Raw genomic sequence first — 14,384 nt, 5'->3', positions numbered from 1 at the left:
CTCATCGACGCGTGCGACCGTGGCCTGCGACGATCAGCCGTGCGGAACGGGTGCGGAACGGGTGCGGAGCGAGTGAGGAGCGCCGATGAGCGGCAGTGACAGCGTCGGCCGGGTGCTGGTGGTGGACGACGACGACACGATCCGCCGCTCGCTGGAGCGCGGGCTGCGGCTGAGCGGCTTCGCCGTCCGGTCGGCCGCAGGCGGCCGGGCCGCGCTGGAGCTGATCGCGGCCGAACCGCCGGACCTGCTGGTGCTCGACGTCTCGATGCCCGATCTGACCGGCACCGAGGTCTGCCGACTGCTGCGCGAGCAGGGCAGCGACATGCCGGTGCTGATGCTCTCCGCTCTCGACGAGCTGGCCGACCGGGTGGCCGGGCTGCAGGCGGGGGCCGACGACTACCTGGTCAAGCCGTTCGCGCTGGAGGAACTGGTGCTGCGGCTGCGCGCGCTGCTGCGCCGCCGTCCGCCGGTCACCGACGACGTGCTGCGGGTCGGCCCGCTGGAGATCGCGCCCGGCACCCGCGAGGTGCGCCGGGACGGCGAACCGGTGCGGCTGACCCGCCGCGAGTTCGAGCTGCTGGAGCAGCTGGCCCGCAACGCCGACCTGGTGCTGACCCGGGACCAGCTGCTGGACCGGGTCTGGGGCTACGACTTCGACGTGCGCAGCGACGCCGTCGACACCTTCATCAGCTACCTGCGCCGCAAGCTGGAGGAGGGCGGGCGGCCCCGGCTGATCCACACCGTGCGCGGGGTGGGGTTCGTGCTGCGGATACCCGAGGCCGGGGCCGTCCGATGAGACTCGCCACCCGGATCGCGATCTGGGCCGCGGTGATCCTGCCGCTGCTGGTGCTGGGCACCGGCGCGCTGCTGCTCGGCCTGGTGACCCACGATCTGCGCAACGACCAGGACGCCAAGCTGCGCGACCGCGCCCAGCTGGAGCTGCCGTACGTGCGCGCCTACCTCAACGCCGACCACCAGGGCCGGACCAGGGTGGAGGAGAACCAGCACCAGAAGGTGCTCTCCGCCGCCCTGGACGTCGGCATCCGGGTCGACGACGCGAGCGGCCACGAGCTGCTGGCCGAGGGCCGGCTGCCCGCCCTGGCCGCGCTGCCGGTACCCGCCGGGGCCGCGCTGGGCCCGCTGACCGTGCACTCCGACCGGCAGTCCTGGCGGGTGCTGGCCCGCCAGGTGGACGGCGCCAACCCCGGCACGCTCTGGGTCGCCGTTCCGGCCTCGACGACGGACCCCCAGGTCAACGCGGTGCGCGGCCGGATCATCCTGGTCGCCCTGCTGGCCGCTCCGCTCTCCGGCCTGCTCGCCTTCGGGCTGGCCCGGCGCGCCACCCGGCCGCTCAGCCGGCTCGGCAGCCGCGCCGCCGCACTGGACCCCACCGCCGGCGCCGCCGACTTCGGCCACCAGCACAGCGGCATCACCGAGGTGGACGAGCTGGCCGACGCCCTGGAGAGCGCGCTGGCCCGCTACGACGACCAGGCCGCCCGCACCGCCCAGGCGCTGGAGACCGCGCGCTCCTTCTCGGCCGCCGCCTCGCACGAGCTGCGTACCCCGCTGATGGGCCTGCAGACCAACCTGGACGTGCTCAGCGCCCACCCCCACCTGTCGGCCACCGACCGCGCCGAGATCATGGCCGATCTGCGCGCCGACCACCGCCGCCTGCTCGACCTGCTCACCGCGCTGCGCACCCTGGCCCGCGGCGACCTGGTGGAGGAGGAGGCGTTCGGGCCGCTCGACCTGGCCGAGCCGGTCGCCGCGGCGGCCACCGAACTGCTGCGGCGGCGCCCGGAGTTGGATCTTCGGGTCGACTTCCAGGCGCTGGAGGGGACCGGCGGCCTGCGGGTGCACGGCTGGGAGGCCGGGCTGCGGATCGCCTGCGACAACCTGCTGCTGAACGCCGCCGTGCACGGGCACGCGCCAGGCGGTCCGACCCGGATCGCGGTGACCCTGCGGCGGGAGGGCGCCCAGGCGGTGCTGACCGTGGACGACCAGGGCCCGGGGATCCCGGAAGCCGAGCGGGCCGCCGTCTTCGACCGGTTCCACCGGCGTCCGGACAGCCCCGGCTCCGGGCTCGGGCTGACCCTGGTGGCCCAGCAAGTGGCCCTGCACCGGGGCACGGTGACGGTCTCGACGCCGCCGGGCGGCTTCGGCTGCCGGTTCGAGATCCGGCTGCCGCTGCTCTCCAACGACGCACCGACCCTGCCGCTGCCCGTCCGGCGGGACTGGATCGGCGAGACCGCCTGAGCCGGTCGGCCGCGGACCGGGTACTCACAAGGAATCCACAAGGAGGTTCTCTACCGTCCTGCTCAGTCGGACCCCCCTTGGGTCCGGCGGACCGGCAATCCCCAGGACCTGGAGGACTTCCCCATGCTCTCCTACCACAAGGCCGGCGCCACCCTCGGCGCCCTCGCCCTCGGCGGCACGCTGCTCGCGGCCGCCGCCCCCGCCCAGGCCGCGAGCTCCTCGCCGCTGCCCGTCCCGACGGGCGACGGCGCCAAGAGCATCTGCAAGCGGCTGCCGAAGACCGAGGCGCGGATCCAGAAGGCGCTCACCCGCCTCAACGGCCCGGACACCGAGGCCGGCTCGGTCGCCCGCCTGCAGCAGCGGGTGGACAACGCCAAGACCGCGGGCCAGACCGCCGTCTACACCTACCTCAACGACCGGCTCACCTTCCGCAAGAGCCTGATCCCGACCCTGACCACCCGCCAGAACGACCTGACCGCGGTGGCCGGTTGGTGCTCCTCCATGGGCTACGGCGGCACGCCCGCCAGCGCCCAGTGACCCGGGCACTGCGCGCGGCCGGCCTGACGGCGGCGGCCCTGCTGGCCGCCGTCACCCTGACGGCCTGCGGCGGCGGCTCCGGCTCGGGCGCGACCCAGCCGCCCGCCCCGGGGCCGAGCGCCACCGGCTCGGCCGCCACCAGCTCAGCCGGCGCCGGCGGGACGCAGTCGGCCGACCAGCAGCTGAAGGACATGCAGCAGAAGCTCGACGCGGCCGACAGCGCGGTTGCCGCCGCCGACTCGGACGCGGCGCAGAACAACTGACTGACGGACCCACAGATCAACGGCCCCGCCCCGACTCCTGGAATCCCAGGGATCGAGCGGGGCCGCTGGTCTCTGCGCAGCTCACCGGGCCGGCCGGTGGCTCAGAAGTTGATCGCCCCGCTGATGTCCCGCCCCTGGACCATCTTGGTCACCCGCGCGTTGCCCGACACCGTGTTGCGCACGCTGCTGTGGTCGTAGGTCACCGTGACGTTCAGCGCGGCGGCGTGGGTGCGGGTCCAGGCGGCGAGGTCGGCGGCGAAGTCCGGGTCGTCCTCATGGTGCTCGAGGACGGTGCCGATCAGCTCGCGCACCCCGGGCCCGTCGCTCGGGTCGGGTTCGGCGACCTCGGCGGCCGGCTCGCCGGGCCGGCGCAGGCGGCGGACCAGGGTCTGCAGCGAGTCCCAGGCCTGGCGGCCGACCGCGGTGCCGGCGGCGCCCGCGGCGGCGGTGATCGCCTCGGTGATGGTGCCGGCGGAAACGATGTCCACGGGAGTCCCCCTCATGGTTCGTGCACAGCCTCGGCCGCGACTCGCGGCGCACTCAAACGATAGCCGTCGGAGCTGACGTGGCGTGCCCGGCTGCCGAGACCCGCCGGGCTGCGGCTTGACGGCGCCGCGGCCGATCAACCACTATCTCGAACATGGACCACGGCACCACTCTCGTCTGCCGCCTGCACGTCGATCTGCGACGCCAGGCGAGCGGGCTGTGTGCCTGCGGACCGGGTGCCTGCGGGCTCTGTGCCCGCGGACTGTGTGCCTGTCGCTGATCGGCTGAGCCCGCGCTCTCCCGCTCCGCCGCGTCCGACCCCGTGACCACCTGCCGGGGTGCGTGGCCGTTTCCCGTCAACCTGCCGTAACCGCGCACCCGTCGGTCCGTCGCAACCGCTCCGGACCGGTGTGCGCCCGCGCATCCCGAGCTTCCGTGAGGACTCCGCATGAGTACCAGCACGAGGACCGACCCAAGAACCGTCGCGAGGACCGATACCAGGACCGACACGAGGAGCGACACGAGGACCGAGACGAGTGGCGAGCTCGCCGGTCCCGGGATCACCCCGCTCACCCCCGCCGCCCTGCGCACCCTGGTCACCGAGCTCGCCGAGCGCCCGCAGGAGTGGATCCACAAGGTCCGCCTCTCGGTCGACGAGCGCTGGTACGAGCGGCTGAGCCTGGCGGCGGACCACGAGGTCTGGCTGATCAGCTGGCTGCCCGGCCAGTCCACCGGCTTCCACGACCACGGCGGCTCGCGCGGCGCCTTCACGGTGGCGCTCGGCGAGTTGGAGGAGCTGTCGATCGGCGGGGCGGACGGCGAGCTGCGCACCCGCCGGCTGGCCACCGGCGCGGCTCGGGCGTTCGGGCCCGAGTTCCTGCACGATGTGCGGAACACCACCGGCGGGCCCGCGGTGACCATCCACGCGTACTCGCCGCCGCTGAACGAGATGTCCCGGTACGAGCTGCGCGCCAGCGGGCTGCGGCTGACCGCGCGTGAGGGGAAGGAGCAGTGGTGACCACTGTCGAGGACCTGGTGACCCGCGCCCGCGCGGGCGTGCACCGCCCGGGCGCGCGCGAGGCCTACCGCGCCCAGCAGGACGAGGGGGCGCTGCTGGTCGACATCCGGCCCGCGGCCCAGCGGGGCCGCGAGGGGCAGATCCCGGGCGCACTGGTGATCGAGCGAAACGTGCTGGAGTGGCGGCTCGACCCGGCCGGCAGCCACCGGATCCCGGAGGCCACCGGCTACCACCTGCCGATCGTGCTGGTCTGCTCGGAGGGCTACGCCTCCAGCCTGGCCGCCGCCTCGCTGCGCGAGCTGGGGCTGCACCGGGCGACCGACCTGGACGGCGGTTTCGTCGGCTGGGCCGCCGCCGGGCTGCCGACCATCCCCGGCCCGCACCCGGCATAGTCCGGCTGCGCCAACTGCGCGCCATACCTGCACCGCATCCGAACAGAATCGGTCCACGATCGCCCGAACGTCACCCAAAATCTGACATCACGCCAGGTCCGCCCGGCGTGTCGGATCCGTCACCGATCCCCGTTCAGGGTTTCCCTTGGTCCTGGCGGGGGCAGGCAGCCACGGGTGTCAGCCCTGACGACCGTGTCAGCCCTGACAACGCTTCACCCGCCTTACCGACGACGGTGCCCCGGCACCCAGCTAGGAACTGTTCAGTGATCAGATTCGACGGCGCCGGAAAGCGCCACCCGGACGGCACCATCGCCGTCGAGGGCCTCGACCTCACCGTGCCCGCCGGCCGGACCACCGTGCTGGTGGGGCCGTCCGGCTGCGGGAAGACGACCATCCTGCGGATGGTCAACCGGATGGTCGAGCCGACCTCGGGCCGGGTCCTGCTGGACGGCACCGACGTCGCCCAACTGGAGGCCGCCAAGCTCCGCCGCGGCATCGGCTACGTGATCCAGCAGGCCGGGCTCTTCCCGCACCGCAAGGTGCTCGACAACATCGCCACCGTGCCGTACCTGCTCGGCTGGGACCGCAAGCGGGCCCGGGCCCGGGCGATGGAGCTGCTGGAGCTGGTCGGGCTGGCACCGGAGACGGCCAAGCGCTACCCGTTCCAGCTCTCCGGTGGCCAGCAGCAGCGCGTCGGAGTGGCGCGGGCGCTGGCCGCCGATCCGCCGCTGCTGCTGATGGACGAGCCGTTCAGCGCGGTCGACCCGGTGGTGCGGGCGGGGCTCCAGGAGGAGTTGCTGCGGCTGCAGGGCGAGCTGAACAAGACCGTGCTCTTCGTCACCCACGACATCGAGGAGGCGGTGCGGCTCGGCGACCAGATCGTGGTGCTGCGCGAGCACGGCCGGATCGGCCAGGTGGCCGACCCCGCCACGCTGCTGAGCGCCCCGGCCGACGAGCAGGTGGCCGCCTTCCTCGGCCGCGACCGGGGCCTGCGCGGCCTCGCGCTGCGCCCGGCGGCGGGAATCACCCTGGTGCCGCACGCCCAACCGTTCGAGGGCTGGACGCTGACCGTGGACGAGCACGGCCGCCCGGACGGCTGGCAGCGCGACCGGGCGAGCGAAACGATCCGCCAGGTCGCCGTCTTCCAGCCCGGGGTGGACACCCTGCGCACGGCGCTGGACAGCGCGGTGCTCTCCCCCGCCCGCGCGGCGGTGGCGGTGGACGCGGACGGCCGGGCCCTCGGGCTGGCCCCGCGCGCGGCGGTGCTCGACGCGCTGGACGCGGCCGGGCCGCAGGCGGCCGCGCTGACCCGGGAGGCGGCCGGCGAACCCGCCGGCATAGCCGCCGACCCGGACACCGGCACGAACACCGTCACCGACCACGCCCCCAGCGGCAGCGGAGCCGGCCATGGATGGTGAACCCCTGGTCCGCTGGGGCTGGATCGGCGACCACCTGGGCTACCTCTGGGGCCTGCTGCGCGACCACGCGGTGATCTCGCTGGTCCCGGTGCTGATCGGACTGGCCCTGGCGCTGCCGCTCGGCCTGCTCTGCACCCGCTTCCCGCGGCTCTACCAGCCGCTGGCCGCGGTCTTCAACGTGGTCTACGCGCTGCCCTCGCTGGCCGTCTTCGTGGTGCTGATCCCGTACACCGGGCTGGCCACCCGGGAGACCGTGATGCTCCCGCTGACCTGCTACGCCCTGGCCGTGCTGCTGCCCACCACGGTGGACGGGCTGCGCGCGGTGCCCGAACCGGTGCGGCAGGCGGCCACCGCGCTCGGCTACGGCCCCTGGCGACGGCTGGCGGCGGTCGAGCTGCCCTCCGCCGTGCCGTACCTGATGGCCGGCCTGCGGGTGGCCGCGGTCTCCAGCATCTCGCTGGCCAGCGTCGGCGCGCTGGTCGGACGCGGCGGCCTGGGCTACCTCTTCATCGACGGCTTCCAGCGCACCTTCCCGACCCCGATCGTGGCGGGCATCGTGCTGGTGGGTCTGCTCGCGCTGGTCACCGACGCGGTGCTGCTGCTGGCCCGCCGGCTGCTGGCGCCGTGGGCGGTCCGAGAGACGGCGGTGCGCCGATGAACTGGTTCAGCTGGCTGTCCGCCTTCTTCACCGACCCGGACCGGCTGCACGGCCCGGACTCGATCGTGCACCGGGTCAGCGAGCACCTGATCCTCTCCGGCGAGGCGCTCGGCCTGGCGTTCGTGCTCGCGGTGCCGCTGGGCCTGCTGCTCGGCTACACCGGACGGGCCGCCGCGCTGGTGACCGCGCTGACCGGCGCCGCCCGGGCGCTGCCCACCCTCGGCCTGGTCACCCTCGCGGTGCTGGTGGCCGGGGTCGGCAACACCGCCGTGCTGGTGCCGCTGGTGGCGCTGGCCGCGCCGGTGCTGCTGGTGGCCGCCTGCGAGGGGGTGCGCGGCACCGACCCCGATCTGCGCGACGCCGCCCGGGGCATCGGCCTGACCCATCGCCAGGTGCTCTGGCAGGTCTGCGTGCCGTGGGCGCTGCCCGCGCTGCTGGCGGGCCTGCGCACCGCCGCCGTCCAGGTGATCGCCACCGCCACCGTCGCCGCCTACGTGGGCCTGGGCGGCCTGGGCCGCTACGTGGTCGACGGGCTGGCCACCAAGGACTTCCCGCAGACCCTCGGCGGCGCGCTGCTGGTGGTGCTGCTCGCGGTCGCCACCCAGTTGCTCTTCGCGGCGCTGAACCGCTTCGCGCTGCCCGCCGGACTGCGCCGGCGCTGAGACCGGATTCTCCGCGCTCACCCGTTCACTCTTACTCATTCACTCCGAAGGGACTCTCCCATGCGTTCGCGTTCGCGCGCCGTCAGCTCGGCCATCCTGCTCGCCGCCATCGCCCTGACCGCCAGTGCCTGCTCGGGCTCCTCCTCGAGCGATCCGCTGGGCGGGGGCTCGGGCGGCGGATCGAGCGTGGTGGTCGGGTCGGCGAACTACCCCGAGAACGTGCTGCTCGCCTCGATCTACTCGCAGGCGCTGCAGGCCAAGGGCGTCAAGGTGACCGAGAAGTTCAACATCGGCAGCCGCGAGGTGCTCTACGGCCAGATCAAGGACGGCAACCTGACCGTGCTGCCGGAGTACAACGGCGCGCTGCTCGCCTACCTGGACGCCAACTCGACCGCCGCCACCGAGGCCGACGTCAACGCCGCGCTGACCAAGGAGCTGCCCAGCAGCCTCGGCATCCTCGACTCCGCCGCCGCCGAGGACAAGGACTCGCTGACGGTCACTCAGGAGACCGCCACCAAGTACGACTTGAAGAGCATCGGGGACCTGGCCGCGCAGGCCCCGAACTTCACCGTCGGCGGGATGCCGGAGTTCAAGTCGCGCCGTGAGCAGCAGTTCAAGGACGCCTACGGGCTGACCTTCAAGGACTGGAAGCCCACCGCCGACACCACCCCGAACGCGATCAAGGACGGCACGGTGCAGGTCGGCGACGTCTTCACCACCGACCCGAAGCTGCTCCAGCTGGGCCTGGTCTCGCTGGCCGACCCGAAGAACGTGTTCGGCGCGCAGAACGTCACGCCGCTGGTCTACAAGGCGGGGGTGAACGCCACGGCCACCGCGGCGCTCAACGCGGTGTCGGCGAAGCTGGACACCGCCGGGCTGGTGGCGCTGATGAAGAAGGTGTCGATCGACAAGGACGACCCGCAGGCGGTGGCCAAGGACTGGATCAAGGCCAACGGGCTCGGCTGACCGCGACCCCGAACATGACCGCGCGGGGCCGGGACGGATCTCTCCGTCCCGGCCCCGCGCGGTCAGCTGCTCAGCACTGGTCAGCGGCTTAGTACCAGTGGTGGGCCTGCCACCAGGTCCAGGCGCCGTTCGGGCTGCCGTAGCGCTCGTTCATGTAGTTCAGCGTCCACTTGATCTGGGTCACCGGGTTGGTGCGCCAGTCCGAGCCGGCCGAGGCCATCTTGCTCGCGGGCAGCGCCTGGCCCAGGCCGTAGGACCCGGAGGACGGGTTGGTGGCCTGGAAGTTCCAGCTGCTCTCGTGGCTGACGATGTTGGCGAACGAGGCCCACTGGTTGGCCGGGACCATGCTCTGGGCCAGCGCGCGCAGGCCGCTCGGGCTGGTGTCGGTGGCCACGGGGGCGGCGGCCTGGCGCGGCGCGGGAGCCGGGGCCGGGGCGGGCTGGGGCTTCGGGGCCGGCGCGGGAGCCGGGGCCTGCTGAGGCTGCGGCTGCTCGGCGGGGGCCTGCTGCGGGGCCTGCTCGGGCTGCTGCTGCGGCTGCTCGGCCTGCTGCGGCTGGGCCTCGGCCGGGGTGGCCGGCTGCGACTGCTCCGGGGTGCCGAACGGCGCGAAGCCCGCGAGGTGGCCGGCGTCCTGCGAGGTGCTCGGCTGCAGGTAGGAGGCGGCGGCGATCTGGGTGGCGCCCTGCGGGGTGCTGGTCGCGGTGAGCCGCAGGTCGTCGGCGTGCCCGCCGGACGCCTGCTCGGCGGTGTGGGCGGCGGCCTGGGCGACCGGGGCCGGGGCGGCGACGGTGGTGGCGGCGTCGGAGGGCAGCGCGAAGGCCACGGCGGAGCCGACCACGGCGGTGGCCAGGCCGGCCGAGGCGAGGACCACGGAGGATCGTCGACGAACGGTGGTCATCAGGGCGCTGCGCATACTGGGTCTACCTCGCTTGGTTTGCCGGTCTCCGGGCGCACGGCAGCAGCGCGGCAGCAGGCCGCTGGCTGTTGCGGGCACGTCGGTGACCGTGGGCACCCCGGTATGTCGGTCGGTGCCGTACGGAAAGCGCTCCACCGCAGAAAGCGGCACCGGACCAGAGCCCGGTGCGGGTGGTGCGCTTGGCGACTCGTCCAGGTTTAACCCGGTCCGTCACAGGGCAGCAAGCAGCTCCACTACGACGGCCGATCGTAGGCCGGTGCGCCGGGCGGCCGTCTTCCCCGGTGCCGCGCGGGCCCGGCGGCTACGACGGCGGTCCGTACTCCCGATCCGCCTGTGGTCGTTGTCACCAGCTTCGTCACCGCGGGTTCAGCACCGGCAACCGAGGGAAACCGGTTGCCGACCCGGTTCGAGCCGACCAGGCTGATGGATCATGACGCACTCACTCGCCCCCGAGGTCCTCTCCTACTACGCCCGCGGCGAGGAGGCCGGCCGCCTGCTGCGCGCCAAGAACCGGCTGGAGCTGTGGCGCACCCAGGACGTGCTGCGCCGGCTGCTCGCCGAGCTCAACCCGCCCGAGGCAAAGAGCACCGCGCTGCGGATCCTGGACGTCGGCGGCGGCGCCGGCATCCACGCCCAGTGGCTGGCCGCCGACGGGCACCGGGTCGAGCTGATCGACCCGGTCCCGCTGCACGTCGAGCAGGCCGGCCGGCTCCCCGGCGTGATCGCCACGCTCGGTGACGCTCGCGCGCTGGCCGCCCCCGACGCCTCGGTGGACGTGGCGCTGCTGCTCGGCCCGCTCTACCACCTGCCCGAGCGCGCCGACCGGCTGCGCGCGCTCGCCGAGGCCCGCCGGGTGGTCCGGCCCGGCGGCCTGGTGGTGGCCGCGACGATCAACCGCTTCGCCGGGCTGCACGACACGATGCGCAGCGGCGCGTACTTCGAGCCCGCCAACCGGGCCGCCACCGATGCCTGCGTGGCCACCGGGGAGCTGCGCCCCGTCAGCGAGCAGAACCTCTTCACCACGGCCTACTTCCACCTGGCCGCCGAGGTCCCGGCGGAGTTCGCCGAGGCCGAGCTGACCGTGCTCGGCCAGTACGGGCTGGAGGGCGCGGCCTGGCTGCTGGGACTGGACGAGCGGCTGGACGACCCCGAGCAGCGGGCCCTGGTGCTGGACGCGCTGCGCCGGGCCGAGTCCGAGCCCTCGCTGCTCGGGGTCAGCGGACACCTGCTGACGGTGGGCGCCCGCTGAACCCGGATTTGTCCTGACGAGCCGTCAGCCACCGCACACGCACCAGCCGGATCCGAGCGTCGGATCCGGCTGAGTGATTGTTAGGACCCTTGACAGACAACTGGTCTAGTCCAACCATAAGGTCTGTCCATCCGACCGGGATGCACTGTGGGGGTGTGACCACCGGCCGGCAGTGACGTGCCCTGCCCTGCTCCATCCTCCGCCCCCGACCGATCGGCTCTGCCTCGACGACGACGCGGCCTCTCGCGCCGTTCGTTGTCATGCGCAAATCCGGCGCTACTCCCTTCCCTTTTCCGTTCACGTCTGCTGGAGCACTGATGCGACTTCACAGATCCGTCCAGGCCGTGCTGACCGCCACCGCCACGCTGGCCGCCTCGGCCGGCCTGGTGGTCGGCGCCACCGCCGCCCACGCGGCCGCGCCCACCCCGCTGCCCGCCCACGTCTTCGCCCCGTACTTCGAGGCCTACAGCAGCGACAACCCGGCCACCCTGGCCACGCAGTCGGGCGACAAGTACCTCTCGATGGCCTTCATCCAGGCCCCCACCAAGGGCTCCTGCACGGCCGACTGGAACGGCGTCACGAGCACCCCGATCGCCGCCTCGACCTACGGCAGCCAGATCAGCGCGATCCAGGCGGCCGGCGGCGACGTGATCCCGTCCTTCGGTGGCTACGCGGCCGACGACGGTGGCACCGAGATCGCCGACAGCTGTACCGACGTGAGCCAGATCGCGGCGCAGTACGAGAACGTGATCACCACCTACAACGTCAGCCGGATCGACCTCGACACCGAGGACAACTCGCTGACCAACACGGCCGGCATCGACCGCCGCAACAAGGCGGTCGCGCAGGTCGAGAGCTGGGCGGCGGCCAACGGGCGCAACGTCCAGTTCTCCTACACGCTGCCGACCACCACCAGCGGGCTGGCCGACAGCGGCCTGGCCGTGCTGCAGAACGCGGTCAGCAACGGCGCGCGGATCGACGTGGTCAACATCATGACCTTCGACTACTACGACGGTGCCACCCACGAGATGGGCACCGACGCGGAGAACGCCGCCACCGGCCTCTACAACCAGCTGGCGGGCCTGTACCCGAGCAAGACGCCCGCCCAGCTCTGGGCCTCGATCGGGATCACGCTGATGCCCGGCATCGACGACTACGGCGCGGCCGAGACCACCACCGTCGCGGACGCCGCCAACGTGGCGAGCTGGGCCACCGCGAAGGGTGTCAACACCCTGTCGTTCTGGGCCCTGGAGCGGGACAACGGCGGCTGCGTCGGGACGGCGGGCTCGGACACCTGCTCCGGCATCGCCCAGAACACCTGGGACTTCAGCCACGCGATGGAGCCGTTCACCTCCGGCGGCGGGGTGACCACCAACGACTTCTCGCTGAGCGCCTCGCCCGCCAGTGGCTCGGTGCAGCCGGGCGCCTCGACCAGCGCGACGGTCAGCACGGCGGTCACCTCGGGCAGCGCGCAGAGCGTGGCCCTGTCCGTCTCCGGCGCCCCCACCGGCGTCAGCGCCACCTTCAGCCCCGCCACCGTCACCGCCGGCACCAGCTCGACGCTGAACATCAGCACCACCAGCGCCGTCGCTCCCGGCAGCTACCCGCTCACCATCACCGGCACCGCCGGCTCCGGCAGCCACACCGCCGGCTACACCCTGACCGTCACCGGTTCGGGCGGCGGCAGCGGGCTGGTCAACGGCGGCTTCGAGACCGGCAGTCTGAGCCCGTGGACCTGCCAGAGCGGTGACGCGGTGGTCAGCACCCCGGTCCACTCGGGTGCGCACGCGCTGCAGGTGACGCCGACCGCGAGCCAGACCGGCGAGTGCGACCAGAACGTCACCCTGCTGCCCAACCACGCCTACACGCTGACCGGTTGGGTCCAGGGCAACTACGCCTACATCGGGGTCAGCGGCGGCGCCACCGGCTCCACCTGGGCCTCCGGCAGCGGCTGGACCCAGCTGAGCGTGCCGTTCACCACCAACTCCACCGGCCAGGCGACCGTGTACGTGCACGGCTGGTACTCGCAGGGCAACGTCTACGCGGACGACTTCGCGATCAACTGACGTACCGTCATATCCTCTGCGGCGGCCTGGTGTCCGAGCGGTCGGGCGCCAGGCCGGCGCGGCGACCGCGTCAGGGCGCCGGCAGGAGCTTGCCGGGATTCATGATCCCCTGCGGGTCCAGCGCCGCCTTCACCGTGCGCAGCAGGGCCAGTTCCAGCGGCGAGCGGGCGGCGGCCAGCGCCTCGCGCTTGAGCACGCCCACCCCGTGCTCGGCGCTGACGCTGCCGCCGAACTCGCCGACCAGCCGGTAGATCACCGCCGAACTCCCCTGCCCGGCGAGCACGTTGAAGTGGACGTTGCCGTCCCCGACGTGGCCGAAGACGTTCATCGGCGCGCCCGGACAGGCCGCCGCCACCGCCGCGCGGGCCGCCTCGACGAAGGCCGCGATGCTGCCGAGCGGCACGCTCACATCGTGCTTGACCGCGCCGCCCGCGCGCTTCTCGGCCTCCGGCAGCGCCTCGCGCAGCGCCCAGAACGCGCGGGCCTGCGCCTGGTCGAGGGCCGGGACCGCGTCCACCGCCAGGCCGCGCTCGGTCACCTCGGTCAGGAAGGTCTCCAGCAGCGCGGCCAGCCCGGCGCCGTCCCGGGTCGCGGTGGCCTCGACCAGCAGGTACCAGGGGTGCGGGCGGTCGAACGGGTCCTGGAAGCCGGCGAGCCGATCGAGCACCAGGTCGAGCCCGGTGCGCCCGAAAAGCTCCAGCGCGGTCAGGCGCTCCTCCAGCAGTTCGCGGGCCAGCGCGAGCAGCGGGGTGAGCGCGTCGAGGCCGGGCAGCGCGAGCAGCGCGACCGCGCGGTGCCGGGGCCTGGGGAAGAGCCGCAGCGTGGCGGCGGTGACGATGCCCAGGGTGCCCTCGGAGCCGATCAGCAGCTGCTTGAGGTCGTAGCCGGTGTTGTCCTTGCGCAGGGTGCGCAGCCCGTGCCACACCTGCCCGTCCGGCAGCACCGCCTCCAGGCCGAGCACCAGGTCCCGGGTCATGCCGTAGCGCAGCACATTGCTGCCGCCGGCGTTGGTGGCCACCACCCCGCCGATCCGGCAGCTGCCCTCGGAGGCCAGCCGCAGCGGGAAGAGTAACCCGGCCCGGTCCGCCGCCCGTTGCACGTCGGCGACCACGCAGCCGGCCTCGGCGGTGAGCGCGAAGTCGGCCGGCTCGACGCTGCGGATCCGGTTCAGCTCGCGCACGCTCAGCACCACCTGGCTGCCGGTGCCCAGCGGCAGCGCCCCGCCGACCAGCCCGGTGCCGCCGGCGAACGGGACCACCGGCACCCCGTACCGGGCGCAGAGGGCGACCGCCGCGGCCACCTGTGCCGTACTGCGCGGCCGCAGCACGGCGGCGGGGTGCGCGGGCAGCAGCGCGCGCTCGTCCCGCACGAAGCCGGCGGCGGCATCGTCCGGCGCGAGCACCCCGGCGGGGCCGAGCGCGCGGCGCAGCTCGGCGAGTGCCACGGGCAGGCCGCCGGCCTGGGGTGTCACGGGTCGGGTCACGGAAATAACGGTAT

At 73.5% G+C, this 14,384-nt stretch carries 15 protein-coding genes; 12 read left to right on the top strand and 3 right to left on the bottom strand.

Going from position 1 to position 14,384, the window contains the following annotated elements:
- The first annotated feature begins 85 nt into the window (after nucleotides 1-85).
- The 4 genes from OG403_RS30035 to OG403_RS30020 all read left to right on the top strand — a co-directional run bounded on the left by OG403_RS30035 (nucleotide 86) and on the right by OG403_RS30020 (nucleotide 3,056).
- The gene (locus OG403_RS30035; RefSeq protein WP_329569913.1) at nucleotides 86-796 is read left to right on the top strand and encodes a response regulator transcription factor; all 711 of its coding nucleotides are present in this window, start codon (nucleotides 86-88) and stop codon (nucleotides 794-796) included.
- Entirely contained in the window at nucleotides 793-2,256 is a 1,464-nt protein-coding gene (locus OG403_RS30030) for a sensor histidine kinase (RefSeq protein ID WP_329569911.1), read from the top strand. Before OG403_RS30035 ends, OG403_RS30030 begins: the two co-directional genes overlap by 4 nt.
- Nucleotides 2,257-2,379: 123 nt before the next feature.
- Entirely contained in the window at nucleotides 2,380-2,793 is a 414-nt protein-coding gene (locus OG403_RS30025) for a hypothetical protein (protein ID WP_329569909.1), read from the top strand.
- Nucleotides 2,790-3,056 carry a hypothetical protein gene (locus OG403_RS30020; protein WP_329569907.1) on the top strand — a complete coding sequence of 89 codons (267 nt, stop codon included), beginning with the start codon at nucleotides 2,790-2,792 and terminating at the stop codon, nucleotides 3,054-3,056. The genes OG403_RS30025 and OG403_RS30020 overlap by 4 nt, the downstream gene beginning before the upstream one ends.
- Nucleotides 3,057-3,157: 101 nt before the next feature.
- Here OG403_RS30020 and OG403_RS30015 read toward each other — a convergent pair whose 3' ends face one another.
- Entirely contained in the window at nucleotides 3,158-3,544 is a 387-nt protein-coding gene (locus OG403_RS30015) for a hypothetical protein (RefSeq protein WP_329569905.1), read from the bottom strand.
- A gap of 446 nt (nucleotides 3,545-3,990) precedes the next feature.
- Between OG403_RS30015 and OG403_RS30010 the strand changes: the two genes are divergently transcribed.
- The 6 genes from OG403_RS30010 to OG403_RS29985 all read left to right on the top strand — a co-directional run bounded on the left by OG403_RS30010 (nucleotide 3,991) and on the right by OG403_RS29985 (nucleotide 8,656).
- Nucleotides 3,991-4,560: a cysteine dioxygenase gene (locus tag OG403_RS30010; RefSeq protein ID WP_329569904.1), complete on the top strand. Its 570-nt coding sequence runs from the start codon at nucleotides 3,991-3,993 to the stop codon at nucleotides 4,558-4,560.
- Nucleotides 4,554-4,952 carry a rhodanese-like domain-containing protein gene (locus OG403_RS30005; RefSeq protein WP_329569903.1) on the top strand — a complete coding sequence of 133 codons (399 nt, stop codon included), beginning with the start codon at nucleotides 4,554-4,556 and terminating at the stop codon, nucleotides 4,950-4,952. Before OG403_RS30010 ends, OG403_RS30005 begins: the two co-directional genes overlap by 7 nt.
- A 263-nt stretch (nucleotides 4,953-5,215) precedes the next feature.
- Complete coding sequence (locus OG403_RS30000; protein ID WP_329569901.1) at nucleotides 5,216-6,370, top strand: ABC transporter ATP-binding protein; 1,155 nt, start codon at nucleotides 5,216-5,218, stop codon at nucleotides 6,368-6,370.
- Nucleotides 6,360-7,028, top strand: coding sequence for an ABC transporter permease (locus OG403_RS29995; RefSeq protein WP_329569899.1), 669 nt, complete (start codon nucleotides 6,360-6,362; stop codon nucleotides 7,026-7,028). The genes OG403_RS30000 and OG403_RS29995 overlap by 11 nt, the downstream gene beginning before the upstream one ends.
- Nucleotides 7,025-7,690 (top strand): ABC transporter permease, encoded by a 666-nt coding sequence (locus OG403_RS29990; protein ID WP_329569898.1) that lies wholly within the window; start codon nucleotides 7,025-7,027, stop codon nucleotides 7,688-7,690. Before OG403_RS29995 ends, OG403_RS29990 begins: the two co-directional genes overlap by 4 nt.
- A 60-nt stretch (nucleotides 7,691-7,750) precedes the next feature.
- Nucleotides 7,751-8,656 carry an ABC transporter substrate-binding protein gene (locus OG403_RS29985; RefSeq protein ID WP_329569896.1) on the top strand — a complete coding sequence of 302 codons (906 nt, stop codon included), beginning with the start codon at nucleotides 7,751-7,753 and terminating at the stop codon, nucleotides 8,654-8,656.
- 88 nt (nucleotides 8,657-8,744) lie between these two features.
- Here the strand turns inward: OG403_RS29985 and OG403_RS29980 are convergent, their stop codons facing one another.
- Nucleotides 8,745-9,569: a transglycosylase SLT domain-containing protein gene (locus OG403_RS29980; RefSeq protein ID WP_329569894.1), complete on the bottom strand. Its 825-nt coding sequence runs from the start codon at nucleotides 9,567-9,569 to the stop codon at nucleotides 8,745-8,747.
- A 433-nt stretch (nucleotides 9,570-10,002) separates the two neighbouring features.
- Here OG403_RS29980 and OG403_RS29975 point away from each other — a divergent pair, with 433 nt between their 5' ends.
- Complete coding sequence (locus OG403_RS29975; protein WP_329569892.1) at nucleotides 10,003-10,821, top strand: class I SAM-dependent methyltransferase; 819 nt, start codon at nucleotides 10,003-10,005, stop codon at nucleotides 10,819-10,821.
- Between the two features lie 317 nt (nucleotides 10,822-11,138).
- Nucleotides 11,139-12,887 carry a carbohydrate binding domain-containing protein gene (locus OG403_RS29970; RefSeq protein WP_329569890.1) on the top strand — a complete coding sequence of 583 codons (1,749 nt, stop codon included), beginning with the start codon at nucleotides 11,139-11,141 and terminating at the stop codon, nucleotides 12,885-12,887.
- Nucleotides 12,888-12,957: 70 nt separating this feature from the next.
- Here the strand turns inward: OG403_RS29970 and OG403_RS29965 are convergent, their stop codons facing one another.
- Nucleotides 12,958-14,370 (bottom strand): FAD-binding oxidoreductase, encoded by a 1,413-nt coding sequence (locus OG403_RS29965; protein ID WP_329569889.1) that lies wholly within the window; start codon nucleotides 14,368-14,370, stop codon nucleotides 12,958-12,960.
- Nucleotides 14,371-14,384 lie beyond the last annotated feature (14 nt).

It is taken from the genome of Kitasatospora sp. NBC_01266 (assembly GCF_036242395.1).
Lineage (GTDB): Bacteria > Actinomycetota > Actinomycetes > Streptomycetales > Streptomycetaceae > Kitasatospora.
This window is presented reverse-complemented; position numbering and strand designations above follow the sequence as displayed.

What these genes read in the sequence shown, in the direction of transcription:
- OG403_RS30035 (WP_329569913.1), top strand. Translation starts at nt 86, where the DNA reads ATGAGCGGCAGTGACAGCGTCGGCCGGGTGCTGGTGGTGGACGACGAC.
- OG403_RS30030 (WP_329569911.1), top strand. Translation starts at nt 793, where the DNA reads ATGAGACTCGCCACCCGGATCGCGATCTGGGCCGCGGTGATCCTGCCG.
- OG403_RS30025 (WP_329569909.1), top strand. Translation starts at nt 2,380, where the DNA reads ATGCTCTCCTACCACAAGGCCGGCGCCACCCTCGGCGCCCTCGCCCTC.
- OG403_RS30010 (WP_329569904.1), top strand. Translation starts at nt 3,991, where the DNA reads ATGAGTACCAGCACGAGGACCGACCCAAGAACCGTCGCGAGGACCGAT.
- OG403_RS29995 (WP_329569899.1), top strand. Translation starts at nt 6,360, where the DNA reads ATGGATGGTGAACCCCTGGTCCGCTGGGGCTGGATCGGCGACCACCTG.
- OG403_RS29990 (WP_329569898.1), top strand. Translation starts at nt 7,025, where the DNA reads ATGAACTGGTTCAGCTGGCTGTCCGCCTTCTTCACCGACCCGGACCGG.
- OG403_RS29985 (WP_329569896.1), top strand. Translation starts at nt 7,751, where the DNA reads ATGCGTTCGCGTTCGCGCGCCGTCAGCTCGGCCATCCTGCTCGCCGCC.
- OG403_RS29980 (WP_329569894.1), bottom strand. Translation starts at nt 9,569, where the DNA reads ATGCGCAGCGCCCTGATGACCACCGTTCGTCGACGATCCTCCGTGGTC.
- OG403_RS29975 (WP_329569892.1), top strand. Translation starts at nt 10,003, where the DNA reads ATGACGCACTCACTCGCCCCCGAGGTCCTCTCCTACTACGCCCGCGGC.
- OG403_RS29970 (WP_329569890.1), top strand. Translation starts at nt 11,139, where the DNA reads ATGCGACTTCACAGATCCGTCCAGGCCGTGCTGACCGCCACCGCCACG.